The sequence below is a fragment of the Proteus sp. G2674 genome, assembly GCF_009915195.1.
GTDB lineage: Bacteria > Pseudomonadota > Gammaproteobacteria > Enterobacterales > Enterobacteriaceae > Proteus > Proteus mirabilis.
The window spans coordinates 1-26392 of record NZ_JAABLS010000010.1 but is presented as its reverse complement, the minus strand read 5'-3'; the positions used below and the strand labels follow the sequence as shown (position 1 = coordinate 26392).

23 protein-coding genes and 1 rRNA gene are annotated in these 26392 nt (G+C 40.6%); 20 read left to right on the top strand and 4 right to left on the bottom strand.

Going from position 1 to position 26392, the window contains the following annotated elements; all coding sequences use genetic code 11:
* Positions 1–68: 68 nt before the first annotated feature.
* Positions 69–2342: a 5-methyltetrahydropteroyltriglutamate--homocysteine S-methyltransferase gene (gene metE, locus GWI58_RS02565; RefSeq protein ID WP_004246131.1), complete on the top strand. Its 2274-nt coding sequence runs from the start codon at positions 69–71 to the stop codon at positions 2340–2342.
* Between the two features lie 168 nt (positions 2343–2510).
* A complete protein-coding gene (locus GWI58_RS02560; protein ID WP_004246130.1) occupies positions 2511–3338 on the top strand; it encodes a hypothetical protein in 828 nt (275 codons plus the stop codon).
* Positions 3339–3442: 104 nt separating this feature from the next.
* On the opposite strand, the gene GWI58_RS02555 is transcribed toward GWI58_RS02560, so the two are convergent.
* Entirely contained in the window at positions 3443–3835 is a 393-nt protein-coding gene (locus GWI58_RS02555; RefSeq protein WP_161768871.1) for a YidB family protein, read from the bottom strand.
* A 342-nt stretch (positions 3836–4177) separates the two neighbouring features.
* On the opposite strand from GWI58_RS02555, the gene udp reads away from it, so the two are divergent.
* From udp to tatC, 10 genes are all read left to right on the top strand, one after another.
* Positions 4178–4936, top strand: coding sequence for a uridine phosphorylase (udp, locus tag GWI58_RS02550; RefSeq protein ID WP_004246127.1), 759 nt, complete (start codon positions 4178–4180; stop codon positions 4934–4936).
* Between the two features lie 149 nt (positions 4937–5085).
* On the top strand, positions 5086–5868 hold the full coding sequence (locus GWI58_RS02545; RefSeq protein WP_004249528.1) for a tyrosine-protein phosphatase: 783 nt from the start codon (positions 5086–5088) through the stop codon (positions 5866–5868).
* A gap of 71 nt (positions 5869–5939) precedes the next feature.
* Positions 5940–6470, top strand: coding sequence for a DedA family protein (locus tag GWI58_RS02540; RefSeq protein ID WP_004246124.1), 531 nt, complete (start codon positions 5940–5942; stop codon positions 6468–6470).
* 102 nt (positions 6471–6572) lie between these two features.
* Positions 6573–7913, top strand: a complete 1341-nt coding sequence (gene rmuC, locus GWI58_RS02535) for a DNA recombination protein RmuC (RefSeq protein WP_004246122.1) — start codon at positions 6573–6575, stop codon at positions 7911–7913.
* 81 nt (positions 7914–7994) lie between these two features.
* On the top strand, positions 7995–8750 hold the full coding sequence (ubiE, locus tag GWI58_RS02530) for a bifunctional demethylmenaquinone methyltransferase/2-methoxy-6-polyprenyl-1,4-benzoquinol methylase UbiE (protein ID WP_004246121.1): 756 nt from the start codon (positions 7995–7997) through the stop codon (positions 8748–8750).
* 1 nt (position 8751) lies between these two features.
* Positions 8752–9393: a ubiquinone biosynthesis accessory factor UbiJ gene (locus GWI58_RS02525; RefSeq protein ID WP_004246120.1), complete on the top strand. Its 642-nt coding sequence runs from the start codon at positions 8752–8754 to the stop codon at positions 9391–9393.
* Positions 9393–11030: a ubiquinone biosynthesis regulatory protein kinase UbiB gene (gene ubiB, locus GWI58_RS02520; protein WP_004246119.1), complete on the top strand. Its 1638-nt coding sequence runs from the start codon at positions 9393–9395 to the stop codon at positions 11028–11030. The genes GWI58_RS02525 and ubiB overlap by 1 nt, the downstream gene beginning before the upstream one ends.
* Positions 11031–11155: 125 nt before the next feature.
* The gene (gene tatA / locus GWI58_RS02515; protein WP_094960161.1) at positions 11156–11422 is read left to right on the top strand and encodes a Sec-independent protein translocase subunit TatA; all 267 of its coding nucleotides are present in this window, start codon (positions 11156–11158) and stop codon (positions 11420–11422) included.
* A 3-nt stretch (positions 11423–11425) separates the two neighbouring features.
* A complete protein-coding gene (gene tatB, locus GWI58_RS02510; protein ID WP_060961168.1) occupies positions 11426–11947 on the top strand; it encodes a Sec-independent protein translocase protein TatB in 522 nt (173 codons plus the stop codon).
* A 3-nt stretch (positions 11948–11950) separates the two neighbouring features.
* On the top strand, positions 11951–12745 hold the full coding sequence (gene tatC, locus GWI58_RS02505) for a Sec-independent protein translocase subunit TatC (RefSeq protein ID WP_094960162.1): 795 nt from the start codon (positions 11951–11953) through the stop codon (positions 12743–12745).
* A 62-nt stretch (positions 12746–12807) separates the two neighbouring features.
* On the opposite strand, the gene rfaH is transcribed toward tatC, so the two are convergent.
* The gene (gene rfaH, locus GWI58_RS02500; protein WP_004246114.1) at positions 12808–13308 is read right to left on the bottom strand and encodes a transcription/translation regulatory transformer protein RfaH; all 501 of its coding nucleotides are present in this window, start codon (positions 13306–13308) and stop codon (positions 12808–12810) included.
* 284 nt (positions 13309–13592) lie between these two features.
* On the opposite strand from rfaH, the gene pepE reads away from it, so the two are divergent.
* The 3 genes from pepE (at position 13593) to fre (ending at position 16624) form a co-directional block, all read left to right on the top strand.
* On the top strand, positions 13593–14318 hold the full coding sequence (gene pepE, locus GWI58_RS02495) for a dipeptidase PepE (protein ID WP_036970467.1): 726 nt from the start codon (positions 13593–13595) through the stop codon (positions 14316–14318).
* Between the two features lie 119 nt (positions 14319–14437).
* On the top strand, positions 14438–15907 hold the full coding sequence (gene ubiD, locus GWI58_RS02490) for a 4-hydroxy-3-polyprenylbenzoate decarboxylase (RefSeq protein ID WP_012368791.1): 1470 nt from the start codon (positions 14438–14440) through the stop codon (positions 15905–15907).
* Between the two features lie 15 nt (positions 15908–15922).
* Positions 15923–16624: an NAD(P)H-flavin reductase gene (gene fre, locus GWI58_RS02485; RefSeq protein WP_004246107.1), complete on the top strand. Its 702-nt coding sequence runs from the start codon at positions 15923–15925 to the stop codon at positions 16622–16624.
* A gap of 122 nt (positions 16625–16746) precedes the next feature.
* Here the strand turns inward: fre and fadA are convergent, their stop codons facing one another.
* A complete protein-coding gene (gene fadA / locus GWI58_RS02480; RefSeq protein ID WP_161768870.1) occupies positions 16747–17910 on the bottom strand; it encodes an acetyl-CoA C-acyltransferase FadA in 1164 nt (387 codons plus the stop codon).
* Positions 17911–17921: 11 nt separating this feature from the next.
* A complete protein-coding gene (fadB, locus tag GWI58_RS02475; RefSeq protein WP_161768869.1) occupies positions 17922–20102 on the bottom strand; it encodes a fatty acid oxidation complex subunit alpha FadB in 2181 nt (726 codons plus the stop codon).
* Between the two features lie 288 nt (positions 20103–20390).
* On the opposite strand from fadB, the gene pepQ reads away from it, so the two are divergent.
* The 5 genes from pepQ (at position 20391) to GWI58_RS02450 (ending at position 26334) form a co-directional block, all read left to right on the top strand.
* Complete coding sequence (gene pepQ, locus GWI58_RS02470) at positions 20391–21725, top strand: Xaa-Pro dipeptidase (protein WP_161680102.1); 1335 nt, start codon at positions 20391–20393, stop codon at positions 21723–21725.
* Positions 21725–22345: an IMPACT family protein gene (locus GWI58_RS02465; protein ID WP_017827623.1), complete on the top strand. Its 621-nt coding sequence runs from the start codon at positions 21725–21727 to the stop codon at positions 22343–22345. Before pepQ ends, GWI58_RS02465 begins: the two co-directional genes overlap by 1 nt.
* 25 nt (positions 22346–22370) lie before the next feature.
* On the top strand, positions 22371–23822 hold the full coding sequence (gene trkH, locus GWI58_RS02460) for a Trk system potassium transporter TrkH (protein ID WP_004252906.1): 1452 nt from the start codon (positions 22371–22373) through the stop codon (positions 23820–23822).
* Positions 23823–23842: 20 nt separating this feature from the next.
* Positions 23843–24373 carry a menaquinone-dependent protoporphyrinogen IX dehydrogenase gene (gene hemG / locus GWI58_RS02455; RefSeq protein ID WP_004246101.1) on the top strand — a complete coding sequence of 177 codons (531 nt, stop codon included), beginning with the start codon at positions 23843–23845 and terminating at the stop codon, positions 24371–24373.
* Between the two features lie 418 nt (positions 24374–24791).
* Positions 24792–26334, top strand: a 16S ribosomal RNA gene (locus tag GWI58_RS02450).
* The last annotated feature ends 58 nt before the right edge of the window (positions 26335–26392 follow it).

Sequence of the window (26392 nt, the reverse complement as noted above, 5' to 3'; positions counted from 1 at the left end):
GGTTTATACACTACCTGTAGATTATGGATGTGTAAACATCTAGACGGCTAAAAACAGGATTTTTTATTATGACAATTCGCAATCACACATTAGGTTTCCCACGTATTGGCTTAAATAGAGAGCTAAAAAAGGCACAAGAGAGCTATTGGGCTGGTGATCTTTCTCAGGCAGAACTTCTGGCAGTTGGTAAAGAATTACGCGCTCGTCATTGGCAACAGCAAGCTAATGCAGGAGTCGAATTATTACCCGTTGGCGATTTTGCTTGGTACGACCAAGTCTTGGGTACTAGTCTCCTATTAGGCAATATACCGCCACGCCATCGTAATGAAGATGGTCGCCTAGATCTTGATACTCTATTTCGAGTGGCGAGAGGCAGAGCACCAACGGGTAAACCTGCGGCCGCCTCAGAAATGACAAAATGGTTTAATACTAACTATCACTATATCGTGCCAGAATTTCAGCAAGGACAATCATTTACACTGGCGTGGCAACAGCTACTGGATGAAGTCGATGAGGCTTTAGCATTAGGCCATAATGTGAAACCGGTACTTTTGGGGCCGATCACCTACTTATGGTTAGGAAAAGTTAAAGGACCTGAGTTTGATAGATTGTCACTGTTAGACGCTATTTTACCTGTTTATCAGCAAGTATTGAGTCAGTTACAGCAAAAAGGCATCGAGTGGGTACAAATTGATGAGCCTGCACTGGTACTTGATTTACCCATTGAGTGGCAAAATGCTTATCAAGTTGCTTATCAAGCATTGACTGGACAGGTTAAACTATTATTGACTACCTATTTTGATGGTATTACTCATCATCTTGATATTATTAAAAACTTACCGGTAAATGGACTACATATTGATCTATGTGCAGGACAGGACGCATTGCAAGTTATACACCAAGCATTGCCTAAAGACTGGGTGTTATCGTTAGGGGTCATTAATGGTCGCAACGTCTGGAAAGCGGATCTAACTACCCGTTATCAACAAGTAGTTGCATTAAAAGGTAAGCGTCCATTATGGATTGGCACATCATGCTCTTTGCTGCATAGTCCAATTGATTTAAGTGCGGAGACTAAGCTTGATGATGAAGTGAAAAGCTGGTTTGCCTTTGCGGTGCAAAAATGTGCAGAAGTGGCGTTACTCGCAAAAGCATTAAATGCACCAGAAGGTGAATATGACGAACAACTTGCCCAATACAGTGCCCCCATTCGTCAACGTGAACATTCTAGTCGTGTACATAATGCAAAAGTGGCCGCACGCTTGCAGGCGATTAATGCACAAGACAGTGAGAGAACATCGCCTTATCAACAACGAGCTAAAGTGCAACGCGCTCGGTTTAATCTCCCTCTGTGGCCAACGACAACCATAGGTTCATTCCCACAAACTACCGAGATCCGCACAGTACGTTTAGACTTTAAAAAAGGGCGTATTGATACCACTGCTTATCGCACTAATATTAGTGAGCATATTAAGCAAGCCATAGATGAACAAGAGCGCTTAGGGCTTGATGTGTTGGTTCATGGTGAAGCTGAGCGTAATGACATGGTTGAATATTTTGGCGAGCATTTTGAAGGTTATGTCTTTACTCAAAATGGCTGGGTACAAAGCTACGGCTCCCGCTGCGTAAAACCGCCGGTGATCATTGGTGATATTAGCCGTCCTGCACCGATTACGGTAGATTGGGCGACTTATGCTCAATCATTAACCGATAAGCCAGTTAAGGGTATGTTAACTGGGCCGGTGACTATTTTATGTTGGTCTTTCCCGCGTGAGGATGTCAGCCGTGAAACTATCGCTAAACAAATTGCGTTAGCGTTACGTGATGAGGTGGATGATTTACAAAAAGCCGGTATCGGTATTATTCAGATAGATGAGCCTGCATTACGCGAAGGATTACCGTTACGTCGTGATGAGTGGCAAGCATACCTAGATTGGGCTGTTGATGCCTTTAAGCTCAGTGCAGCTATCGCTGATGATGAGACACAAATTCATACACATATGTGTTATTGCGAGTTTAATGACATTATGGAGGCGATTGCCGCATTGGATGCGGATGTGATCACCATTGAAACATCACGCTCAGATATGGAGTTATTAGAAGCCTTTGAACATTTTGATTATCCAAATGAAATTGGTCCTGGGGTATACGATATTCATTCGCCTAATGTACCGAATGTAGAATGGATTGTTGGATTGTTAAGAAAAGCGCAATCGCGTATCCCTGCGGAACGTTTATGGGTAAATCCAGATTGCGGTTTAAAAACGCGGGGATGGAGTGAAACCCGTGCAGCATTGGCAAATATGGTTGAAGCGGCTAAATATTTACGCCAGAACGTATAATAATATTTAAATAATATATTTTAGTAGCCTGTTATTTTGATGTTATCAATATAATAGGCTATTTTTTTCTTATTAATCAAAAATGTTTATTAATAGGTAAATAAAAATAAGAGATAATCTTATTATTGATATTTTTTAATATTGCTATACTGCACAAAACTTAATTTTATGGATATAGATATTGTGCAAAATGGTATTCACCTGTCAGAAAAAATATTAAATGCATTTCCTACTCGAGCCTTAACATTATCTCCATTAAAAGGGGATGGCGGTTTATTCCGTACCTTATTTTTAGTGATTGCAATGTTAGGGATGACAGTATTTAGTGCTTATCAAATTCCTAATATTGTTTATGATTATCAAATTAGTAAAAACCCCGTGTTTATTGATGCCGATGTTGATGGCTCTTGCCGTTCAAAACTATTTGTTTTAACCAATTGTAGTGTTGACTTACGTTATAAAGGTAACGAGGTTTCACGAAATTTTACTTTTCTTGATTTTGGCAATAAAGATATATTGGTTGAGCCAGTAGCAGATGAAAACGATCTGACTAAAATGACCGTCGATGTGGCAATTGATAATATTTGGTTACGCTTAATTAGTGCATTAGTTTTTACTGCATTATTTGCTTTTTGCGTGATCTTTTTCATTTATCGTCAAATGATCAGCAATAAAGTCAAAAAAGCATTGCTTTCAGTAGGCACCAAACCTTTAAAATTAACGGCTATCCCCGCTAAGGTCGTTGTGAGTAATAAACAATTTATTGCTACTTATAAAACCAATGTTGCCGGAAAAGAGACTTCAATTACTTATTCAGGTAATAAGAAAACGCCACCCATTACATTAGAAATGGAAGGCAAAACTTATGTTTTGGCGGTGTACGAGCCTCAACAAAATATTCCTTATGTATTAGATGTTCCTTTAGCTCGAATTCAAGCAACAGAAGAAGAAAAACAACGTTTTCATGAGGCATTAATAGAGGAAGGTATTCTCTAATTACGCTTTAATGCAGTGATGAGAGCGATTGATTATAGAAAGCAAGATGGCTATTGCGCTTGATTGGTTAAGAAACAATAGCGCCATAGCCATCATTCAATTTATTAGCCACCAAAGATTTTTGCTTTAAGCATATCCATACCGGCGCTCATTAAATCAAACTCTTTGGGGATGACGCCTTCTGGCGTGAGTTTATCAACCAATTTTGGCAAATATTGTGCAGCCATATCAGAGGTTTCAGCGGTATTCATATTGATCTTTGCAGCCAATTCATTAATCACTGGCGATGAAAAAACTTGTACGATTTGCTCGGCATTAATAGGTAAATTACTGCCTGTGCTAATCCAAGATTGGATCAGTTCACTTAATCCTGCGCTATTAAACTGTTTAACCAAGCCTTCAATTCCCCCTTGGGTTTCTACCCATTCGAGTACTGTTTTAAATTGATTAATTTTCTCACCGCCCAACAGGCTTGCGATTTGGTTAAATAAGCTCATGCTTGCTCCAATAACTATCAACGCATTATTACGTTATATTGAGATGTTAATTTTAAAGGCGAGTAGTGTACGTGAAGTTAGTATCTTCATCTATACTCAAGTGATATTTATCCGACTAAGCAAGAATAGAATGCAGGATTTTATTACGCCAAAGCGATATTGATAATGCCGCCACGGCGTCGCTATTTGACATTGTTATTTGTGATAATTATCACGTTTTTATGAAATTGTTACTTTTTTTATTACCTGACAGGTGATGTCAGTCACTAAAAAGGTCTAAAAAACTGATAAAGTAACACTTAATTTAATGAACATTGGTTTTGTCCCATTGAGGAGTCCGATATGTCTGATGTATTTCACTTAGGTTTAACCAAAAATGACCTACAGGGTGCCACTTTAGCAATTGTTCCAGGTGATCCTAAGCGTGTTGAAAAAATTGCCAAATTAATGGATAACCCAGTTCATCTGGCCTCTTTACGTGAGTACACCTCATGGCGTGGTGAAATTGATGGAAAAGCAGTGATCGTTTGTTCTACAGGGATCGGTGGTCCATCAACCTCAATTGCAGTGGAAGAATTAGCACAATTAGGTATTCGTACTTTCTTACGTATTGGTACAACGGGCGCTATTCAAGAGCACATCAATGTTGGTGACATCTTAGTAACCACAGCAGCGGTTCGTTTAGATGGGGCAAGTTTGCACTTTGCACCAATGGAATTCCCTGCAGTGTCTGACTTTGAATGTATGAATGCACTGTATAAAGCGGCTAAAGACAATGGTTCAACGGTTCACGTTGGTGTTACAGCCTCTTCTGATACCTTCTACCCAGGCCAAGAGCGTTACGACACTTATACTGGTCGAGTCGTTCGTCGTTTTAAAGGCTCTATGAAAGAGTGGCAAGAAATGGGTGTGATGAACTATGAAATGGAATCCGCTACATTATTAACCATGTGTGCAAGCCAAGGCTTACGTGCAGGTATGGTTGCAGGTGTTATTGTTAACCGTACTCAACAAGAGATCCCCGATGCTGAATTACTGAAGAAAACTGAAAATAATGCATTAGGTATCGTGATTGAAGCTGCTCGCACTTTAATGAAATAAGTTTTCTAAATGAAATACTAAAGCCTTTAATACATTGGTGTATTAAAGGCTTTTTTTGTGCGGTAATTCATCATGTTAATATGTCAACCGTTATAGATTTCTGTTAAGGTCTTAATGGTCTTAACAATACAACAATGAGAAGAGGCATTATGACTGATATCTTACAAACACATCCTTCGGTGTTGCCTTTAACAGGTGGGATTAACTTTCGTGATCTAGGGGGAAAAAAGCTCAGTAATGGCGGTATTATCAAACCCGGCTTACTCTTTCGCTCCGGTTCACTGGATAGATTAACGGATACCGATCAAGCGCTTCTTATTGATAAAAATCTTTTTCAAATCTTAGACTATCGTGACACAGGTGAAATTGTTGATAAGCCGGATCGAGTATGGGAAGGGGCACAATATTACCATGCTCCAGCCAATCCATTATCGAAAGAAGTGTCTGCTAACCTTGAAAAACTCACCCCAGAAATACTGGAACAGTTTGATGCTAAAGCATTTATGTTTCAGCTATATAAATTACTACCTATTAATAATCCGGCTTATAAACAGTTGGCAACGTTGTTGAAGCAACCAGAAAAAGGCGGTGTTATACAACATTGTGCAGTAGGTAAAGATAGAACGGGGGTGGGCTCTGCTTTAGTTTTATTTGCCTTAGGGGCCTCATTAGATGTGGTGATGGAAGATTACTTACTCACCAATGAAACATTAGCGCCTTTCCGCGCTTATCTTTTAGAAGAGCATGCTAAAACACTGAGTGAAAATGTGGTGAATAAATTTGCGTATGTTTATTCAGTACAAGAAGAGTTTCTGCAAACAGCCCTTGCCAGTATTAATCAACACTATGGCAATATCGATACTTGGCTTGAAAAAGATATTGGCTTGGATGCGCAAAGTAGAGAAAGCTTACAAAACTATTTTCTCGAATAGTGAAGTGATTTATATTCGGTTAAAGATGTTGTGCTTTTTTACTGAAATTAACCGAATTTAAGGTCTCTATTGTGACAGTACAAGACATTATTCATACCATCACTCTGTTTGTAAAAGAGCACGAAATATGGGCTGTGCCTATCGTGTTCTTACTCGCATTTGGTGAGTCACTTGCCTTTATCTCGTTATTAATACCTGCCACTGTTATCCTATTAGGCCTAGGAGCATTAATAGGTGAAAGTGGTCTACTCTTTTGGCCGATTTGGCTTGCCGCCGCCCTAGGCGCTTTTTTTGGTGATTGGATCTCCTATTGGGTGGGTTATCACTATAAAGAGGGGGTAAGAAACTTATGGCCGATTTCTCGCTCACCGCAGACCTTGGTAAGAGGGCATCAATTTTTTAATCGCTGGGGTGTTTGGGGGGTATTTATTGGGCGATTTTTTGGGCCTTTTCGGGCAATAGTGCCTTTAGTTGCGGGTATTTGTGCTATGCCACAACGCTATTTTCAGCTGGCGAATTTGGCTTCTGCGATGATCTGGGCATTTGGTATTCTGGCACCAGGAGCGTTTGGCCTGCAATGGCTGGCGAAATGGATAGGATAATTGCGTCCTTTATCGCAAATCAGCGTATGATGTAAATTGTTGCTAGACAATGTTACTGATGCGTTTTAACGTAGCCCGCTAGAAAATAAAAAGGTTACTTGAGTGGATATTCAGTTGTTATACGGGATCATTGGTTTATTAGGCGGTGTTTTGGTGGGGGGGATCGCCGTTTGGTGGCTTATCCAACAACGCTTAGCCGAAAAAGAAAACCTATTACGTGAAAATTATACTCAGCTTGCGGTTGCACAACAAAAAGCATTGGTGATCCCTTCTTTACAACAACAGATAGCGCACTTAGAGCAAGAGTTACGTGCACAACGTGAAATAATTACTTCTCAAGAGGCCGAATTAAGGGAAGTGACCACGCGTTGGGAAGAGAGCCGAATATCCGCTGAAGAGAAACAGCGTTTACTGCTTAATAGTGAACAACGACTAGCCACTCAGTTTGAAAATCTGGCTAACCGCATTTTTGAGCAAAGTGGACGTAAAGCGCAAGAGCTTAATCGTCAAGGTTTAACCCATCTCCTTTCTCCATTTCGAGAGCAACTAGAGAGTTTTCGTCGGCAGGTACAAGAAGGTTTTGGACAAGAAGCGCGAGAAAGGCATACACTGGTACATGAAATTCGCCAACTGCAACAACTCAATGTCAAAATGGCGCAAGAAGCCGTTAATCTGACTAATGCCTTAAAAGGGGATAATAAAATCCAAGGCAACTGGGGAGAAACGGTATTAGCGCGGATCTTAGAGTCATCTGGTTTACGCGAAGGGCACGAGTTTGAAACTCAAGTCAGTATTCGCCATGAAAATGGCAGTCGTTATCAACCCGATGTGATTGTGCATTTACCGCATCGTCGAGATGTGATTATTGATGCTAAAATGTCGCTGATTGCTTATGAAAGATACTTTAATAGCAGTGATGAGAATGAACAAAAACAAGCGCTGCATGCTCATGTGAACTCTATCAGAGCGCACATTAAAGGCTTAAGTCTCAAAGATTATCATAAGCTACCGGGAGTGACTTCGTTAGACTACGTTTTAATGTTTATACCGATAGAGCCTGCTTACCTCGTTGCTATTGGTCATTCTCCAGATTTATTAGAAGAAGCATTGAAAAATAATATAATGTTGGTTGGGCCATCTACTTTACTTGTTGCTTTGCGTACAATAGCCGCATTGTGGCGTTATGAATACCAAAGCCAAAATGCGCAAGAAATTGCTGATAGAGCGGCTAAAATGTATGACAAATTAAGGCTTTTCGTTGATGATATGCAAGGGCTAGGTAATAGCATTCAAAAAGCGCAATCGGGCTATCTATTAGCGATGAAAAAACTCTCTGAAGGTCGTGGAAACCTTATCAGCCAAGCAGAAGGCTTTAAATCCTTAGGGGTTGAGATAAAAAAGACCATTGATAATGATCTGGTTGAAAAATCAGCTTCTGATTGATTTACATAAATAAAAATAGCGGTTTCCGGGCAAGAAATGTACTGAATTTACTAAATTTTGATTAATTAGCGGGCAAATAATATGACTCAACAATCTAAGGAAACAACAGATTTTGGTTTCCAAACCGTTGACAAAGATGAAAAACAAACCATGGTGGCCAAGGTTTTTCACTCTGTTGCATCTAAATACGATTTAATGAATGACTTAATGTCTTTTGGCATCCATCGTGTCTGGAAACGCTATACCATTGAGGCAAGTGGTGTAAGACGTAATCAACGTGTACTTGACTTGGCAGGTGGAACCGGCGATTTAACGGCAAAATTCTCTCGTTTAGTAGGAGAGAATGGTGAAGTGGTTTTAGCTGATATCAATGACTCCATGTTAAAAATGGGACGTGAGAAACTGCGTGATCACGGTATTGTTGGTAATGTCAGTTATGTACAAGCGAATGCAGAAGAGCTGCCATTCCCTGATGATTACTTTGACTGTATCACTATCTCGTTCGGTTTACGTAATGTGACTGATAAAGCCAAAGCGTTACGTTCTATGTTCCGTGTGCTAAAACCCGGTGGGCGTCTATTAGTCCTTGAATTCTCTAAACCCGTTCTTGATCCGCTAAGTAAGATTTATGATGCTTACTCTTTCCATATATTACCAAGAATTGGTCAAGTGATTGTGAATGATGCAGATAGCTATCGCTATTTAACCGAATCTATTCGCATGCACCCAGACCAAGAAACATTAAAAGGAATGATGGAAGAAGCTGGGTTTGATCAGGTTTCCTATACCAATATGACTGGAGGTATAGTTGCATTACACAAAGGGTTTAAATTCTAAGATGGAAAAAGCCACTTTTTCTCATGATATTGCTTCTCAAGTGCTCTATCCACTGATAACTGCATCGATGGAAACGGCACTTAATCATGTTTTATATCAGGAAAATGTGCTTAAACCTGCCCGCAATCGCCTTGCGGGCAAAGTCTTGGCGCTTTCTATTAATGAGTTTCCTCAATCTATCTATTTAATTTTCAGCGAACAGCAAGTTGATGTGTTAACTCAATGGAATGATGAGACTGATTGCACGATAAAAACTAAATTATTAACCTTAATTAAACTCACTGACCGACAAAAGTTGTCTGAATTAATTAATCGTGGTGATATTACCATTGAAGGCGATATGCAGGTGGTACAAAACTGGTCTGCCTTGCTGGATATGGCACCCTGGGAGCCTGCGCAATATTTAGCGCCTTATATTGGTGATTTGGCTGCAGAAGGATTATCGCTTGCAGCAAGTAAAGGGCTCAAATTATTCACTACACTATTTGGCCGACAAAAAGCTTATTTAAGAGACGCTTTGATTGAAGAGTGGAAAACCGCCCCCTCAACATTAGAGACTGTCCATTTTTATGATGAAATAGAACAACTGGCACAGCAAACAGCCGAGTTAGAAAAACGGTTAAGCACCTTGGAGAAAAAATAATGCTCCTCAGTGAGTTAAAGCGCCTTTATCATATTATTAAAGTCTTCTTATCTTATGGGCTTGATGAGCTAATTCCTAAACATCGAATTACCTTGCCTGCAAGATTGGGGTGCCGAGCACTATTTTGGATCAAAAATCAGCATGCCGATAAACCATTAGGTGAGCGCTTACGACTTGCATTACAAACATTAGGGCCTGTTTGGATAAAACTGGGTCAAATGTTATCGACTCGACGTGATCTTTTTCCTCCTCATATCGCTGATCAGTTGGCGTTACTGCAAGATAAAGTAGCTCCTTTTGATGGTAAAAAAGCGCGACAATATATTGAAAAATCATTTGGTGGCCCTATCGATAAATGGTTTGATGATTTTGACGAAACACCTCTTGCTTCTGCGTCTATTGCACAAGTCCATACCGCTACATTGAAAGAAAATGGTAAAGAAGTGGTATTAAAGGTGATCCGTCCTGATATTCAGCCTGTTATTAAAGCGGATATTCGTTTGATGTATCGGTTAGCGAATTTATTGCCATTTTTACCCGATGGGCGTCGGTTACGGCCTAAAGAAGTGATCCGCGAATATGAAAAAACATTACTTGATGAGCTAAACCTATTACGTGAAGCGGCAAATGCCATTCAATTGCGTCGTAACTTTGAAAATAGCTCTATGCTTTATATTCCGGAAGTGTATTCGGATTATTGCCATGAAAATGTAATGGTGATGGAGCGTATTTATGGTATTCCTGTTTCAGATATTGATGCGTTAAATGCCCAAAATACCAATATGAAGCTATTGGCAGAGCGTGGGGTTAAAGTCTTTTTTACTCAAGTATTTAGAGACAGTTTCTTCCATGCAGATATGCATCCGGGTAATGTATTTATCAGTTATGATCATCCGGAAAATCCATACTATATTGGCATTGACTGTGGTATTGTCGGCTCACTGAATAAAGAAGATAAACGTTATTTAGCGGAAAACTTCTTAGCATTCTTTAATCGTGACTATCGTCGTGTGGCTGAGTTACACGTTGATTCTGGTTGGGTACCTGCTGATACCAATGTAGAAGATTTTGAATTTGCTATTCGCACAGTGTGTGAGCCCATCTTTGAAAAACCCTTGTCAGAAATTTCTTTTGGGCATGTGCTACTGAATCTTTTTAATACGGCTCGTCGTTTTAATATGGAAGTACAACCGCAATTGGTTTTACTGCAAAAAACTTTGTTGTATGTTGAAGGCTTAGGTCGTCAGCTTTATCCACAGCTGGATCTTTGGAAAACGGCAAAACCTTTCTTAGAAGATTGGCTACATAGTCAAATTGGTATTACTGCGTTGGTAAATGGTATCAAAAGTAAGGCGCCTTACTGGATTGAAAAGATGCCTGAATTGCCTGAATTGGTTTATGATAGCCTGAAACAACACAAAAATATGAAGTTAACGCTAGAAAAATTGACGGAACAAATAAGTTCACAGAGAGTCAAACAAAGACAGTCCTATTTTTTATTGGGTATGGGAACAACGCTATTTTTATGCGGTAGCCTGTTTTTTGTTTCTGGTTTTAAAACATTATTTAGTGTTTTTATCAGTTTAGGCCTTCTCGCATGGATTTGGGGCTGGTTTAAATCAGGTAATGCACAATAAAAACACATCAAAGTTTGTCTTTGAACAATTTATAATATGAATTCGAGATTCCCGAAAATTGAATTCGATGTATATAATGGGCACTGTTGTAAAGTATAACTCCTAAAATAGTTGAGGAACATAAAATGGGCGGTATTAGCATTTGGCAATTACTCATCATCGCTGTCATCGTAGTCTTATTATTTGGTACTAATAAACTGCGCACTTTAGGCTCAGATTTGGGTGCTTCAGTCAAAGGCTTTAAAAAAGCGATGGGTGACGACAACCAAAAAGAGACCAACAACGCAGAAAAAACCACGAACGACGCAGATTTTGATACTAAAAATTTAGCGCAGAAGACTTCGACAGAAGAGAAGTCAACCACTGAGAGCAAAAATAAAGAGCAGGTGTAAACCGTGTTTGACATTGGTTTTAGTCAGCTGCTATTGGTCATGGTGATAGGTCTTGTTTTTCTGGGGCCAGAACGATTGCCCGTAGCAGTAAAAACAATTGCTGGCTGGGTAAGGGCATTACGCTCTTTGGCGGCGAATGTGCAAAATGAGCTAACTCAAGAACTAAAACTTCAAGAGCTTCAAGAGAGCCTGAAGAAAGTGGAAGAGAAAGCGAATTTGCAAACATTATCCCCTGAGCTAAAAGCGTCGATGGATGAGTTAAAAGAGGCTGCACAGTCTTTAAAAGAAACTTATCAAGCACCTACAACGCCAGGATCTACAGAGACAGAGCAGTCTGTAAAAACCGACTCTACGGAACCTACGCCTTCTGATTTAGCGGCACTGGCTGAAGCGAATGACGATGTTCAACACAGTTCCAAAACGGTAACCGAAAATACAGAACATGTTATTAAGCCAGATGTTCCTGTTACCAAAACAGTAACAGTAGAGAAGAAAACAACTGATCAGGCAAATGGTGAGCACTAAAACATGGCAGTAAATGATACCCAACCGCTGATCAGCCATTTAATAGAACTGCGTAAGCGTCTAATGTACAGCTTAATTTCAGTTCTAGTGGTTTTTCTGGCTTTGGTTTATTTTTCTAACGATATCTATCAATTAATCTCGGCACCTTTACTTGATAAGTTGCCACAGGGGTCAAATATGAGTGCGACTGATGTTGCCTCAACTTTTTTGACACCGATTAAATTGACTATTATGGTATCCGTTTTTGCTTCTGTTCCTGTGATCCTTTATCAGGTATGGGCTTTTATCGCACCAGCACTGTATAAACATGAACGCCGCTTAATGTTACCGTTACTGGTTTCAAGTACCGTATTATTTTATCTCGGTATGGCGTTTGCGTATTTTGTTGTGTTTCCACTTGCATTTGGTTTCTTTGTGAATACTACCCCAGAAGGGGTTAACTTTATTCCAGATATCAGTAAGTATTTAAGTTTCGTAATGACGCTGTTTATGGCGTTTGGGGCCGCATTTGAAGTTCCTATTGCGATCATCTTGCTGTGTTGGAGTGGTGTCACAACACCTGATGCATTAAAGAAAAAACGTCCTTATATCTTAGTGGGTGCTTTTGTTATTGGCATGGTATTAACGCCACCTGATGTTTTTTCTCAAACATTATTAGCAATACCGATGTATTTATTGTTTGAGATTGGTGTCTTGGTGTCCCGTTTTTATGTCAATAATGGCAGAAGAAAAACACCAGAAGAAGAAGCTGAAGAAGCTGAAGAGGCTGAGGCGCAAGCAACAGAACAGCAGAAATAATTTTAGGAAGTGAGTTTTCTAAAAACATAATTTATTAACCCAGCTAAGGCTGGGTTAACTTTTTAGAAAGGCTCTTTTTTAAACTCTTTATTATCAACGGATTTTTTCACTTCATTATTTAATATTTTTAATAGCAAAATAGAGCGAGTTTCGCCGTCTGGCTCTTGGTATATCGCTTTGATCCCCTGAAAAACACCTTCCGTAATTAATACATAATCACCACTATGCGGCACATTTTCTTCACTGTAGATAACCGAAGACGGCGTCGGCGATTGTAAGGTATCTATAACCTCTTGTGGCACTGTGACAGGATAGCGTCCAAAGCGCACAAAGGCATTAACACCACGGGTAGAATTTATCGTAGTGGTATGAATGACCTCTGGATCAAATTGAATAAATAGATAATTCGGGAACAAAGGCTCGGTGACCAAAGTTCTTTTATTTCTTATTAACTTTTCTATTGTCACCATCGGCGTAAAGCAGATCACCTGCTGACGTTCTAAGTGTTCGATCGCCCGAGCGATTTGTCCGCGTTTACAATACAGAAGGTGCCAGTTTTTCATAATAGAGACAAAGGGTTAGTTGATTCTAATTAGGAGGATAATAGCAAATTTATGATAAAGGTAACAGTAATCTGTCGGTAAATGTAACAAGTGAAATGCAATTTTATACTAGAAAATGATCACTGAAACCGTGTTCAGACGCAATAAATGCAGTGGTTTTGAGAAGTTTCAATCTTATCTCAGATAGAGGTAACAAGTTGACAAAAAAATGATGGCAAAAACAAGAAAAAACTCCCAAGATAATTATCTTAGATCCTGATCCATAATTATAAAGAGGTTTTCAAATGGAAGTTTTTTTATTGAGTAATGGGAAGATTGCCGGGGACCCACAATGGTTAAGTTACGCCAAAGATAATATCGACAGCATGATTAAAAAGCGTGGTATTCGTTCTGCCGTGCTTATTGCATATGCGGTTATTCGTTCTGATCACGACCAACGTGCTCGTGAATTATCAGAAGTATTAGGTATTGAAGTGACTTGTATTGAACATTTTGATTCAGAAGTGGAAGCCATTAACAATGCTGAGTGTATTTTAGTTAGTGGGGGGAATACGTGGTTATTAAACCAAATGCTGCATGAGAAAGGACTAGTGGTTCCTATCCAGCGTGCAGTTCGTGAACGTAATATCCCTTATATTGGTTGGAGTGCGGGTTGTAATGTTGCTACTCCGACTATCCGTACTACAAATGATATGCCTGTGCGCTGTTCTGTTGTTATGCCTTCACTGGGATTATTCCCTGTACAAATTAACCCGCACTATATTGATGCCACCATTAGTGGACATATGGGCGAAACTCGAGATGAGCGTATTGCGGAGTTTTGTGCGATGAACCCAGAGGAGATAGTGGTTGCCATTCGTGAAGGTAGTTACTTATATATTCAGGGTGAAGAGTTACGTTATTACAGCGCTAAAAATGAAGGCTTTAAAATTTTCCAACATGGAAAAACTTTTCCAGAACAGTTTGATACAAAAATGTTGGCAAAATGGGTTCCATTTCGCTGTTTATAATAATAATTTGCAATCTCATATAAAAGGCATTGCTTTTTAGTGAGTTATGCGTTTAGCTTATAGTGTTTCAAAGAGGGCTTTGCCCTCTTTTCTCTCACTCACTGGCTCGTAAGATTATGATGAAATACCGCGATTTAAGAGATTTCCTTTCATTACTCGAAGAAAAAGGTGAATTAAAACGCATCACCTTTGAAATAGATCCCTACCTTGAAATGACCGAAATAGCGGACAGAACATTACGTGCTGGTGGGCCTGCACTGTTATTTGAAAATCCTAAAGGGTTTGATATGCCAGTGCTATGTAATTTATTTGGTACACCTGAGCGTGTTGCTATGGGGATGGGGCAAGATGATGTTAAAGCCTTACATGAAGTGGGTAAGCTATTAGCATTTTTAAAAGAGCCAGATCCTCCGAAAGGATTTCGTGATCTTTTTGATAAGTTACCTAAATTTAAGCAAGTTTTAAATATGCCAACTAAGCGCCTGAGCAAAGCCCCTTGTCAGGAGGTTGTGTTAACTGGCGATGATGTTGATTTAACTAAGATCCCTGTGATGCATTGTTGGCCTGAAGATGCAGCACCTTTGATTACATGGGGACTTACAGTAACGCGAGGGCCTTTTAAAGAGCGCCAGAATTTAGGTATTTATCGCCAACAAGTGCTTGGTAAAAATAAAGTGATTATGCGTTGGCTATCTCATCGCGGTGGCGCGTTAGATTTCCAAGAATGGTGTCAAAAACACCCAGGAGAACGCTTTCCCGTTTCTGTTGCATTAGGGGCTGATCCTGCGACAATTTTAGGTGCCGTAACGCCAGTACCAGATACATTATCTGAATATGCCTTTGCTGGATTATTGCGAGGTAATAAAACAGAAGTCGTTAAATGCCTTTCCAATGACTTGGAAGTCCCGGCAAGTGCCGAAATTATTCTCGAAGGGTATATCGAACCCGGTGAGCTTGCACCAGAAGGGCCATATGGTGATCATACTGGTTATTATAATGAGATTGACTCTTTTCCAGTATTTACCATAACACATCTAACACGTCGTAAAGATGCTATCTATCACTCTACTTATACAGGGCGTCCACCGGATGAGCCGGCAGTATTAGGCGTTGCGCTTAATGAAGTATTAGTACCGATATTACAAAAACAATTTCCTGAGATTGTCGATTTTTATTTACCTCCTGAAGGTTGCTCTTATCGTTTAGCGGTTGTGACCATGAAAAAGCAGTATGCAGGTCACGCTAAACGCGTAATGATGGGAGTTTGGTCTTATTTGCGACAATTTATGTATACTAAATTTGTGATTGTTTGCGATGATGATGTGAATGCAAGAGATTGGAAAGATGTGATTTGGGCTATCACAACTAGGATGGATCCCGCAAGAGATACCATTATGATGGAAAATACGCCAATTGATTATCTTGATTTTGCTTCACCTGTTTCAGGTTTAGGCTCCAAAATGGGGTTAGATGCGACCAATAAATGGCCCGGTGAAACAGAGAGAGAGTGGGGGCGACCTATCGTAATGACGGATGAAATAAAACAGCGGGTCGATACTATTTGGGAACAGCTCGATATTGTTAAATAATAATAGAGGAACAACATGGCGATACTGAACTGTAAAGTCTCACTCGTTGAGCCGATAACAGATACGGTGTATCGGGTAAGATTATTACCTGATGGCCCATTTGATTTTCAGGCTGGACAATACCTTTTAGCGGTTATGGATGAGCGAGATAAGCGCCCATTCTCTATTGCCTCTATTCCCGAAAATAAAGACTTTATTGAGCTTCATATTGGCGCGTCAGATCTGAATCTTTACGCAATGGCTGTGCTCGATCTTATTTTAGAAACTCAACAATTAAAGATTGATATTCCCCATGGTAATGCGTGGTTTAGACAACAGAGCCAACGTCCTTTGTTGCTTATCGCAGGAGGAACAGGATTTTCTTATACTCACTCTATCTTGCTAGCGGCATTACAAGAAAATCCTCAACGTGCGATAACGCTTTATTGGGGAGGACGAGAGCAGGTACATCTTTATGATCTTAATGAGTTGCAAGATTTAACGGAAAAGTATCCCTCATTATCAGTCGTACCTGTTGTTGAACAACCTGATGATGCTTGGCGTGGTAGAAAAGGGACTGTATTAACGGCAATTAGTGAAGATTTTGGCGATTTATCATCCTATGATATTTATATCGCAGGACGTTTTGAAATGGCTAAAATAGCGCGAGATCGTTTTTGTAATGAGCGTAATGCTGATAGAGAACGCTTATTTAGTGATGCTTTTGAGTTTATTTAATAAACAATAACGATAAAAAAACCATAAAAAAACCCGCCCCTGACGGCGGGAAAATGGTTAAAAAACCAAGCAATCAAACATGTCAACCAAGTGATATTACTCAAAATGAAAAATCATCTTGATTAAACTCGCTCAATAATGGTTGCTATCCCTTGGCCTAATCCAATACACATTGTCGCTAATCCTAATTGTGCATCTTTACGCTCCATAATATTTAATAGCGTGGTGGTTATTCTGGCACCAGAACAACCTAATGGATGCCCAAGTGCAATAGCACCACCATTAAGATTGATTTTGTCATCAATGCTATCGAGTAAATTCATTTTTTTCATGCAAGCTAAGGATTGCGCTGCAAAGGCTTCGTTAAGTTCAAAGATATCAATATCACTGAGGGTTAACCCTGCTTTCTTTAGTGCTATTTCAGTGGCAGGAACGGGACCATACCCCATGATTGCCGGATCACAACCTGTTACCGCCATCGAACGAATAATTGCACGGGGTTTTAAATGATGTTGCTTAGCATAACTTTCGCTCGTGATAAACATCGCGGATGCCCCATCAGAGACGGCCGATGAATTCCCCGCAGTGACGGAGCCTGTGACGGGATCAAATACGGGTCTAAGTTGTGCTAATTCATCAAGGCTTGGGTTATAACGGATAACTTCATCCGTGCTGACGCGTATAAAATCTCCTGCTGCATCATGACCATTAATGGCAACAAGTTCGTTGTCAAAATAGCCTTTTTGGGTCGCGAGGGCGGCTAAATGGTGTGAGCGATAGGCGAATTTGTCTTGTTCTTCACGAGATATTTGAAATGATTTTGCTAACATTTCTGCAGTTAACCCCATTGAGAATGAGGCCTTTGCCACAGAAAGATTTAATGCTGGGTTAAAGTCAGCATTATAGGTCATCGGTACATGACCCATATGTTCAACGCCACCAATTAAGGCAACTTGGCTCTCTCCTAACATAATTTGGCGAGCACCATCATGCAAGGCTTGCATCGAAGAGCCACATAAACGATTGACGGTTACCGCCGGAACTTTATGCGGTAATTCTGCTAATAGTGCGGCATTACGTGCAATATTAAAGCCTTGCTCTAAAGTTTGTTGCACACAGCCCCAAATCACATCGCCAATATCATTGGGATCAATATCAGGGTTACGCTTAAGCAAAGCTTGCATTAATTGCGCAGAGAGATTTTCAGCTCTTACATGGCGAAATGCCCCGCCTTTTGAACGTCCCATTGGGGTGCGAACACCATCAATTATGACAACCTTTTCCATTTCTTCTCTCCTTAAGCGAGTTCTCTGATGTTAACATCTACTTTTGCAGGCTTTGGATAGTAGGTTTCGTTACGTAATGCTTTTTGTTTTAAGCTCTCAGGAATTTGGTAAAGTGGCCCTAATTCTGAGTATTGCCCTGCATTTGCAACAAATTGTGCTAATCCAATGGTATCGAGGTAACGGAAGACACCACCACGGAAAGGAGGGAAGCCTAAACCATACACTAATGCAATATCGGCTTCTGCAGGTGAGGCGATAATGCCTTCATCTAAGCAGCGAATAACTTCATTGATCATTGGGATCATCATACGAGCAATAATAGTGTCTTGGTTAAATTCCTGTTTTTTGCCGACATGATGTTCAATAAGGCTGTGAATATCGTTATCTACCTGCTTTTGTTTTTTACCACGCTTATCAATAGTGTAGTCATAGAAACCATGATTATTTTTCTGACCATAGCGTTGTTGTTGATATAAAAGCGCAATAACGTCTTTATCAATACTGCCCATTCTGTCTGGGAAACCTTGAGCCATCACTGCTTGAGCATGATTCGCTGTATCGATACCGACAACATCCAGTAAATAAGCCGGACCCATTGGCCAGCCAAAGGCTTTTTCCATCACTTTATCTACAGCAATAAAATCAGCACCATCTCTTAATAAAAGAGAAAATCCGGCGAAATAAGGGAAGAGCACACGATTGACAAAGAACCCCGGACAGTCATTAACAATGATTGGCGTTTTACCCATTTTGCTAGCATAACTGACAATGCGATTAATCGTCTCTTCGCTGGTTTTTTCACCTTTAATGATCTCAACTAAAGGCATGCGGTGAACGGGATTAAAGAAGTGCATTCCACAGAAATTTTCAGGGCGTGTTAGGGATTTGGCAAGTAGCGAAATGGGGATTGTTGAGGTATTCGAAGCAAGTACAGCATGATCAGCAAGGAGCGCTTCGGTTTCAGCAAGTACAGAGGCTTTTACTTTAGGGTTTTCAACCACAGCTTCGACCACAATTTGTGCATCAGCTACACTGGCATAGTTTAGGGTAGGATGAATAGAGGCGAGGGTTTTTGCCATATCAACGGCACTCATACGTCCTTTTTCTTGACGTTTTTGTAACAGACTGAGTGCTTCTGTCATACCCAATTCAAGGGAGTTGGCATTAATATCTTTCATGGTAACAGGAATGCCTTTTAGTGCAGATTGATAGGCAATTCCGCCACCCATGATCCCCGCGCCTAATACTGCCGCTTGTTTTGGCAAGCTAGCATGACGTTTTTTAGTAATACCTTTCACATATTGGTCATTAAGAAAAATACCCACTAATGCTTTGGCAACATCGGTGCGGGTCAGTTTGACAAAGTTTTCTGTTTCCAATTCAAGTGCTGCTTTTCTATCTAGAAATGCGGCTTTTTCTATCGTATTAACGGCGGTCATTGGGGCTGGATAATGAGGGCCTGCGACTTTCATCACCATGCCTTTTGCCACAGTAAATGACATTTTATGTTCAAGTTCCGTTAATCTTAATGCCACAGTTTTAGGTTGACGAGCAGCTTGCCAGTCAAATTTGCCATCAATGGCTTGCTCTATCAGTGAAATGGCACTTTCTTTTAGCTTATCAACAGGGACAATAGCTTGAATTAAGCCATTCTTAAGTGCTGTTTCGGCATTAATATCTTTACCTGCGGTAATAATTTCTAAGGCATTATCAACGCCAATAAGGCGAGGTAGCCGAACAGAGCCACCAAAACCCGGCATAATACCAAGTTTTGTTTCGGGTAAACCAATGCGTAAATCCGGTGATGCAATACGAAAATCCGTTGCTAATACACATTCACAGCCACCGCCTAGGGCGTAGCCATTAATGGCAGAAACAGTAGGAACGGGGAGATCTTCTAATCGATTGAAAATATGATTAGCAAAATGTAGCCATTGTGTCAGTTCTTCAACGGGTGCATCAAAAAGTGATAAAAATTCGGTAATATCGGCACCAACAATAAAGGCGGGTTTTTCTGAACGTAAAATAACCCCTTTTAGATCAGATGTGTTTTCTAATACTGTTAACGCTTCGCTTAACATTGCCACCGTTTTTGTATCTAATTTATTAATAGAACCGCTAGCATTGAAAACGAGCTCAACAATACCTTGCTTCACCCAATCGGCTTGAATATTTTCGCTTTGATAGAGCATTTGTATTCTCCCTAAAGTATAAACTGGTATGACCAGATAATTAGAGTGTGAATACAATGTTAATTAATTGCAAATATTTGATTAAGGAAATGTAGGTCTGATCACAATGAAATTATCTAATGTATTGATTTTTATATGATTGGTTTAAATGAATAAATTAGCATAATTAAGGATCGTAAAAACATAGTAATAAGTCATGGTAAGCTATTTTTGCTATGGTGTTACCCTGTAAAAGAGTTGGCGTGTTAAGCTGAATAATTAACAATAAATAAAGATAGGTGATTAGTAATGGAAAAATTGCTTTCTCTGTATCAAGAACATATCAAAACACTACAAAATCGTACTCGTGATGCTTTATCTAGACACCACCTTGATAATGTCTTGATTCACTCTGGTGAACCTATTGGTGTTTTCCTTGATGATAGTGATTACCCTTTTAAAGTGAATGCACACTTTAAAGCGGGGGTGCCAGTAACTGATGTGCCACATTGTTGGTTATTGGTTGATGGTGTCAATAAACCAAAACTCTGGTTCTATTCACCTGTTGATTATTGGCATAGTGTTGAAGCTTTACCAAGTAGCTACTGGACCCATGAAATTGAGCTGATCCATTTAAAAAATGTCGATGATATTCAAAAAGAGCTAGCACCTTTTATTAATAAAAATACTGCTTATATTGGGCCAAATACACAACGGGCTGATTCATTAGGTGTCAGTCTTGATAATGTTAATAACCAATCTCTTCTTAACTATTATCATTATTATCGTGCTTATAAAACGGGTTATGAACTGGCATGTATGCGCGAAGCGCAGAAAATGGCAGTCAATGGACATATCGCCGCTCGTGAGGCATTCCAAGCTGAGTTAAGTGAATTTGATATTAATATGGCTTATTTAATGGCAACAGGACATCGGGACACAGATGTACCTTATGGCAATATTGTTGCATTAAATGAACATGCTGCTGTTTTGCATTACACCAAATTAGATCATCAATCGCCAGATGAATATCGTAGTTTCCTCATTGATGCGGGAGCAGAGTATAATGGGTATGCTGCGGATATTACGCGTACTTATTCAGCGAAAGAAAATCATGAATTTACTGCTTTAGTCAAAGATATGAATGATGCGCAACAGGCATTGATAGCGACAATGAAAGCGGGAGTACGCTACAGCGAATATCATATTCAAATGCATCAACGTATTGCCGGATTATTACATAAATACGGTATTGTTAAGGGAATTAGCGAAGAAGAGATGGTGAGTGAAGGATTAACAACTCCCTTCTTACCACATGGATTAGGCCATGCGCTAGGTTTACAAGTTCATGATGCGGGTGGATTTATGCAAGATGATAAAGGGACTCATTTAGCTGCACCAGCCATGTATCCTTTCTTACGTTGTACACGTATTGTAGAGCCGGGAATGGTACTTACCATTGAGCCAGGATTCTATTTTATTGATTCGTTATTAGCACCTTGGCGTGAAGGGAAATATCGTAGTCATTTTGATTGGCATTTGATTGAACACTTCAAGCCTTTTGGTGGCATTCGTATTGAAGATAATATTATTATCCACGATAACAAAATTGAAAATATGACAAGAGACTTACATTTAGCCTGATGAAAGCTTATTTGATCCCCGCTGAAACGGTAGAATTCAGTGAAGAAATAAAGAAGAGCCGTTTTATTACATTTATTGCTCATACTGAAGGGATTGAGGCTGCCAAAGCGTATATCCAATCAATTAAAGCGCAGTTTCCCGATGCTCGGCATCATTGTTGGGCATTTGTTGCTGGAAGACCTGATGATTCACAACAGTTAGGATTTTCTGATGATGGTGAACCAACAGGTACGGCGGGAAAACCTATTCTAGCACCCCTGTTAGGGAGTGGTATGGGAGAGGTGACTGCGGTTGTGGTACGTTATTTCGGCGGGATCAAATTAGGCACTGGCGGATTAGTTCGTGCTTATGGCAATGGGGTACAGCAGGCATTAAAACTTTTGCCAACGAAAACCAAAGTACCTCAGCGCCGATTTCTTGTGGAGTGTGAATATTCCTTGGTGTCATTACTTGAGCAAGTTGTTGCAGAATATCAAGGGAAGATCCTCTCTAGTGAATATACTGATAAAGTCACTTTTGAACTATCATTGCCAGCAGTAGAGAGTGAAAAAGTTGAAAGTAAACTACGCGATATCAGTCGTGGCAGTATGCAATTAATATGTTTAGAACCGAATGAATAATCGTTGCTACCAAGGAAATCGCTAAATGCATTTTCGTTCAATAACCCGAATTGTTGGGCTACTTGTTATTTTATTCTCTGTCACGATGATCATCCCCGGTATCGTTGCGTTGATCTATCGGGATGGTGCAGGACGAGCATTTAGTCAGACATTTATTGTCGCTCTTATTATTGGGCTAATGTTGTGGATCCCCAATCGAAACAATAAAAGTGATCTAAAACCCAAAGAAGGTTTTCTTATTGTGGTTTTATTTTGGACTGTGTTAGGCAGCGTAGGGGCATTGCCTTTTATTTTTTCGGAACAACCTCATCTATCGATTACCGATGCCTTTTTTGAATCTTTTTCCGGATTAACAACCACAGGGGCTACGACACTTGTTGGGTTGGATAGCTTACCTAAAGCGATTTTATTTTATCGCCAAATGCTGCAATGGTTAGGGGGAATGGGGATCATCGTATTAGCGGTGGCAATTCTTCCACTGTTAGGCGTTGGGGGAATGCAGCTTTATCGGGCAGAAATGCCCGGGCCTTTGAAAGACAATAAAATGCGCCCAAGGATCGCAGAAACTGCGAAAGCATTGTGGCTGATTTATGTCTTACTCACTATTATTTGTGCCCTTGCGTTGTGGATTGCGGGTATGGACGTGTTTGATGCTATCTCGCATAGTTTTTCTACCATTGCAATCGGTGGATTTTCTACCCATGATGCAAGCATTGGCTATTTTAATAGTCCAACAATTAACGTCATTATTGGTGTTTTTCTATTAATTTCAGGGTGTAACTTTGCTTTACACTTTTCGGTTTTAACAGGGCGAAGCCTCAATATTTATTGGCGAGATCCTGAATTTCGCATGTTTATCTTTATACAGCTCGGATTAGTGATTATTTGTAGCCTTATTCTATGGCTCTATTCGGTATATGACTCTGGATGGACAACAATTAATCAAGCTTTTTTCCAAGTTGTTTCAATGGCAACAACCGCAGGGTTTGCAACAGATAGTTTTGCCCAGTGGCCAACTTTTTTACCTCTGTTACTGTTGTGCTCTGCCTTTATCGGGGGCTGTGCTGGTTCAACGGGGGGGGGATTAAAAGTAATCCGCATCTTACTGCTATTTTTACAAGGCTCTCGTGAATTAAAACGTCTTGTACACCCTAATGCGGTTTATACGATTAAACTAGGACATCGAGCATTACCAGAGCGTATTATAGAAGCGGTTTGGGGTTTTTTCTCAGCATATGCTTTAGTGTTTATTATTAGCTTAATGCTATTAATAGCGACAGGCGTTGATGAGTTTTCTGCTTTTTCTGCTATTGCTACAACACTTAATAATTTGGGTCCAGGATTAGGTATTGTTGCTGATAACTTTACAACAATGAATCCAGCCGCTAAGTGGATACTTGTTGTCACCATGTTATTTGGCCGATTAGAAGTTTTCACATTATTGGTTTTATTTACACCAACATTTTGGCGTGATTAACCAAAAACAAGGAGTGATGTATGAGCGCGCTGTTGCTGTACTGCAGTACAGATGGTCAAACTAAAAAAATAATGACGCACATAGCTAATGAACTAAGACAACAGGGCTATGAATGTGATGTAAGAGATTTAACTGCTGTTCACCATAGCCTTAATTTATCTGCTTATAATAAAGTGTTAGTTGGGGCATCAATTAGATATGGCTATTTTAATAAAGTACTGGATAAATTTATTACCCAACACCTTTCTCAATTAAATAGTATGCCATCCGCCTTTTTTGGGGTGAACCTTACGGCAAGAAAAGCTGAAAAGAGTACGCCAGAAACCAATGCTTATATGCGTAAGTTTTTAGATAAGACTCCATGGAAGCCTAGATTAACAGGTGTTTTTGCAGGCGCGCTTCTTTACCCACGTTATAAATGGATTGATAGAGTGATGATCCAGCTTATTATGAAGATGACTAAGGGTGAAACCGATCCAACAAAAGAAATCGAATATACTGATTGGAATAAAGTTAGCGAATTTGCGACAAAATTTTCCAAAATTGAGTGATATCTGTTCGTTGTGACCTGTTTTTTGTACGTATTGTTGGGGTTTTAATCGAACGGTGAATTTTTTTCAAAAAACACTTGCGCTAATCTGAGAAGCCCCTATAATGCGCACCCACTGACCGACGATGAGCTGACAACAGCAACGACGGAAAGGGAAGAGAAAAGAAAAAAGTTTGAAAAAACTCTTGACTCTTCAGAGGAATAGCGTAATATACGCCTCCTCGCAACAACGCAGAAGACCGGAAACGGCAGCGATAGTTGCATTGCTCTTTAACAAATTATCAGACAATCTGTGTGGGCACTCGCAGAGACGATATCTTCTAAAAAATTAGATGTATCAAGTCTTGAAGAGTGACTAACAAGTTAATTCATATAATGAATAAGCTAAGTTTTCGATTTCTTTGAGCATCAAACACTTTTAATTGAAGAGTTTGATCATGGCTCAGATTGAACGCTGGCGGCAGGCCTAACACATGCAAGTCGAGCGGTAACAGGAGAAAGCTTGCTTTCTTGCTGACGAGCGGCGGACGGGTGAGTAATGTATGGGGATCTGCCCGATAGAGGGGGATAACTACTGGAAACGGTGGCTAATACCGCATAATGTCTACGGACCAAAGCAGGGGCTCTTCGGACCTTGCACTATCGGATGAACCCATATGGGATTAGCTAGTAGGTGGGGTAAAGGCTCACCTAGGCGACGATCTCTAGCTGGTCTGAGAGGATGATCAGCCACACTGGGACTGAGACACGGCCCAGACTCCTACGGGAGGCAGCAGTGGGGAATATTGCACAATGGGCGCAAGCCTGATGCAGCCATGCCGCGTGTATGAAGAAGGCCTTAGGGTTGTAAAGTACTTTCAGCGGGGAGGAAGGTGATAAGGTTAATACCCTTGTCAATTGACGTTACCCGCAGAAGAAGCACCGGCTAACTCCGTGCCAGCAGCCGCGGTAATACGGAGGGTGCAAGCGTTAATCGGAATTACTGGGCGTAAAGCGCACGCAGGCGGTCAATTAAGTCAGATGTGAAAGCCCCGAGCTTAACTTGGGAATTGCATCTGAAACTGGTTGGCTAGAGTCTTGTAGAGGGGGGTAGAATTCCATGTGTAGCGGTGAAATGCGTAGAGATGTGGAGGAATACCGGTGGCGAAGGCGGCCCCCTGGACAAAGACTGACGCTCAGGTGCGAAAGCGTGGGGAGCAAACAGGATTAGATACCCTGGTAGTCCACGCTGTAAACGATGTCGATTTAGAGGTTGTGGTCTTGAACCGTGGCTTCTGGAGCTAACGCGTTAAATCGACCGCCTGGGGAGTACGGCCGCAAGGTTAAAACTCAAATGAATTGACGGGGGCCCGCACAAGCGGTGGAGCATGTGGTTTAATTCGATGCAACGCGAAGAACCTTACCTACTCTTGACATCCAGCGAATCCTTTAGAGATAGAGGAGTGCCTTCGGGAACGCTGAGACAGGTGCTGCATGGCTGTCGTCAGCTCGTGTTGTGAAATGTTGGGTTAAGTCCCGCAACGAGCGCAACCCTTATCCTTTGTTGCCAGCACGTGATGGTGGGAACTCAAAGGAGACTGCCGGTGATAAACCGGAGGAAGGTGGGGATGACGTCAAGTCATCATGGCCCTTACGAGTAGGGCTACACACGTGCTACAATGGCAGATACAAAGAGAAGCGACCTCGCGAGAGCAAGCGGAACTCATAAAGTCTGTCGTAGTCCGGATTGGAGTCTGCAACTCGACTCCATGAAGTCGGAATCGCTAGTAATCGTAGATCAGAATGCTACGGTGAATACGTTCCCGGGCCTTGTACACACCGCCCGTCACACCATGGGAGTGGGTTGCAAAAGAAGTAGGTAGCTTAACCTTCGGGAGGGCGCTTACCACTTTGTGATTCATGACTGGGGTGAAGTCGTAACAAGGTAACCGTAGGGGAACCTGCGGTTGGATCACCTCCTTACCTAAGAGATACGTGTTATGTGCAGTGCTCACACAGATTGTCTGATGAAGAACGAGCA

Coding starts and splice junctions, on each gene's coding strand:
- GWI58_RS02525 (WP_004246120.1), top strand. CDS start 8,752: ATGGAAAAAGCCACTTTTTCTCATGATATTGCTTCTCAAGTGCTCTAT.
- ubiD (WP_012368791.1), top strand. CDS start 14,438: ATGAAATACCGCGATTTAAGAGATTTCCTTTCATTACTCGAAGAAAAA.
- ubiB (WP_004246119.1), top strand. CDS start 9,393: ATGCTCCTCAGTGAGTTAAAGCGCCTTTATCATATTATTAAAGTCTTC.
- fadB (WP_161768869.1), bottom strand. CDS start 20,102: ATGCTCTATCAAAGCGAAAATATTCAAGCCGATTGGGTGAAGCAAGGT.
- rfaH (WP_004246114.1), bottom strand. CDS start 13,308: ATGAAAAACTGGCACCTTCTGTATTGTAAACGCGGACAAATCGCTCGG.
- GWI58_RS02545 (WP_004249528.1), top strand. CDS start 5,086: ATGACTGATATCTTACAAACACATCCTTCGGTGTTGCCTTTAACAGGT.
- hemG (WP_004246101.1), top strand. CDS start 23,843: ATGAGCGCGCTGTTGCTGTACTGCAGTACAGATGGTCAAACTAAAAAA.
- GWI58_RS02555 (WP_161768871.1), bottom strand. CDS start 3,835: ATGAGCTTATTTAACCAAATCGCAAGCCTGTTGGGCGGTGAGAAAATT.
- udp (WP_004246127.1), top strand. CDS start 4,178: ATGTCTGATGTATTTCACTTAGGTTTAACCAAAAATGACCTACAGGGT.
- fre (WP_004246107.1), top strand. CDS start 15,923: ATGGCGATACTGAACTGTAAAGTCTCACTCGTTGAGCCGATAACAGAT.
- ubiE (WP_004246121.1), top strand. CDS start 7,995: ATGACTCAACAATCTAAGGAAACAACAGATTTTGGTTTCCAAACCGTT.
- fadA (WP_161768870.1), bottom strand. CDS start 17,910: ATGGAAAAGGTTGTCATAATTGATGGTGTTCGCACCCCAATGGGACGT.
- pepQ (WP_161680102.1), top strand. CDS start 20,391: ATGGAAAAATTGCTTTCTCTGTATCAAGAACATATCAAAACACTACAA.
- GWI58_RS02465 (WP_017827623.1), top strand. CDS start 21,725: ATGAAAGCTTATTTGATCCCCGCTGAAACGGTAGAATTCAGTGAAGAA.
- tatC (WP_094960162.1), top strand. CDS start 11,951: ATGGCAGTAAATGATACCCAACCGCTGATCAGCCATTTAATAGAACTG.
- pepE (WP_036970467.1), top strand. CDS start 13,593: ATGGAAGTTTTTTTATTGAGTAATGGGAAGATTGCCGGGGACCCACAA.
- trkH (WP_004252906.1), top strand. CDS start 22,371: ATGCATTTTCGTTCAATAACCCGAATTGTTGGGCTACTTGTTATTTTA.
- metE (WP_004246131.1), top strand. CDS start 69: ATGACAATTCGCAATCACACATTAGGTTTCCCACGTATTGGCTTAAAT.
- tatA (WP_094960161.1), top strand. CDS start 11,156: ATGGGCGGTATTAGCATTTGGCAATTACTCATCATCGCTGTCATCGTA.
- GWI58_RS02560 (WP_004246130.1), top strand. CDS start 2,511: ATGGATATAGATATTGTGCAAAATGGTATTCACCTGTCAGAAAAAATA.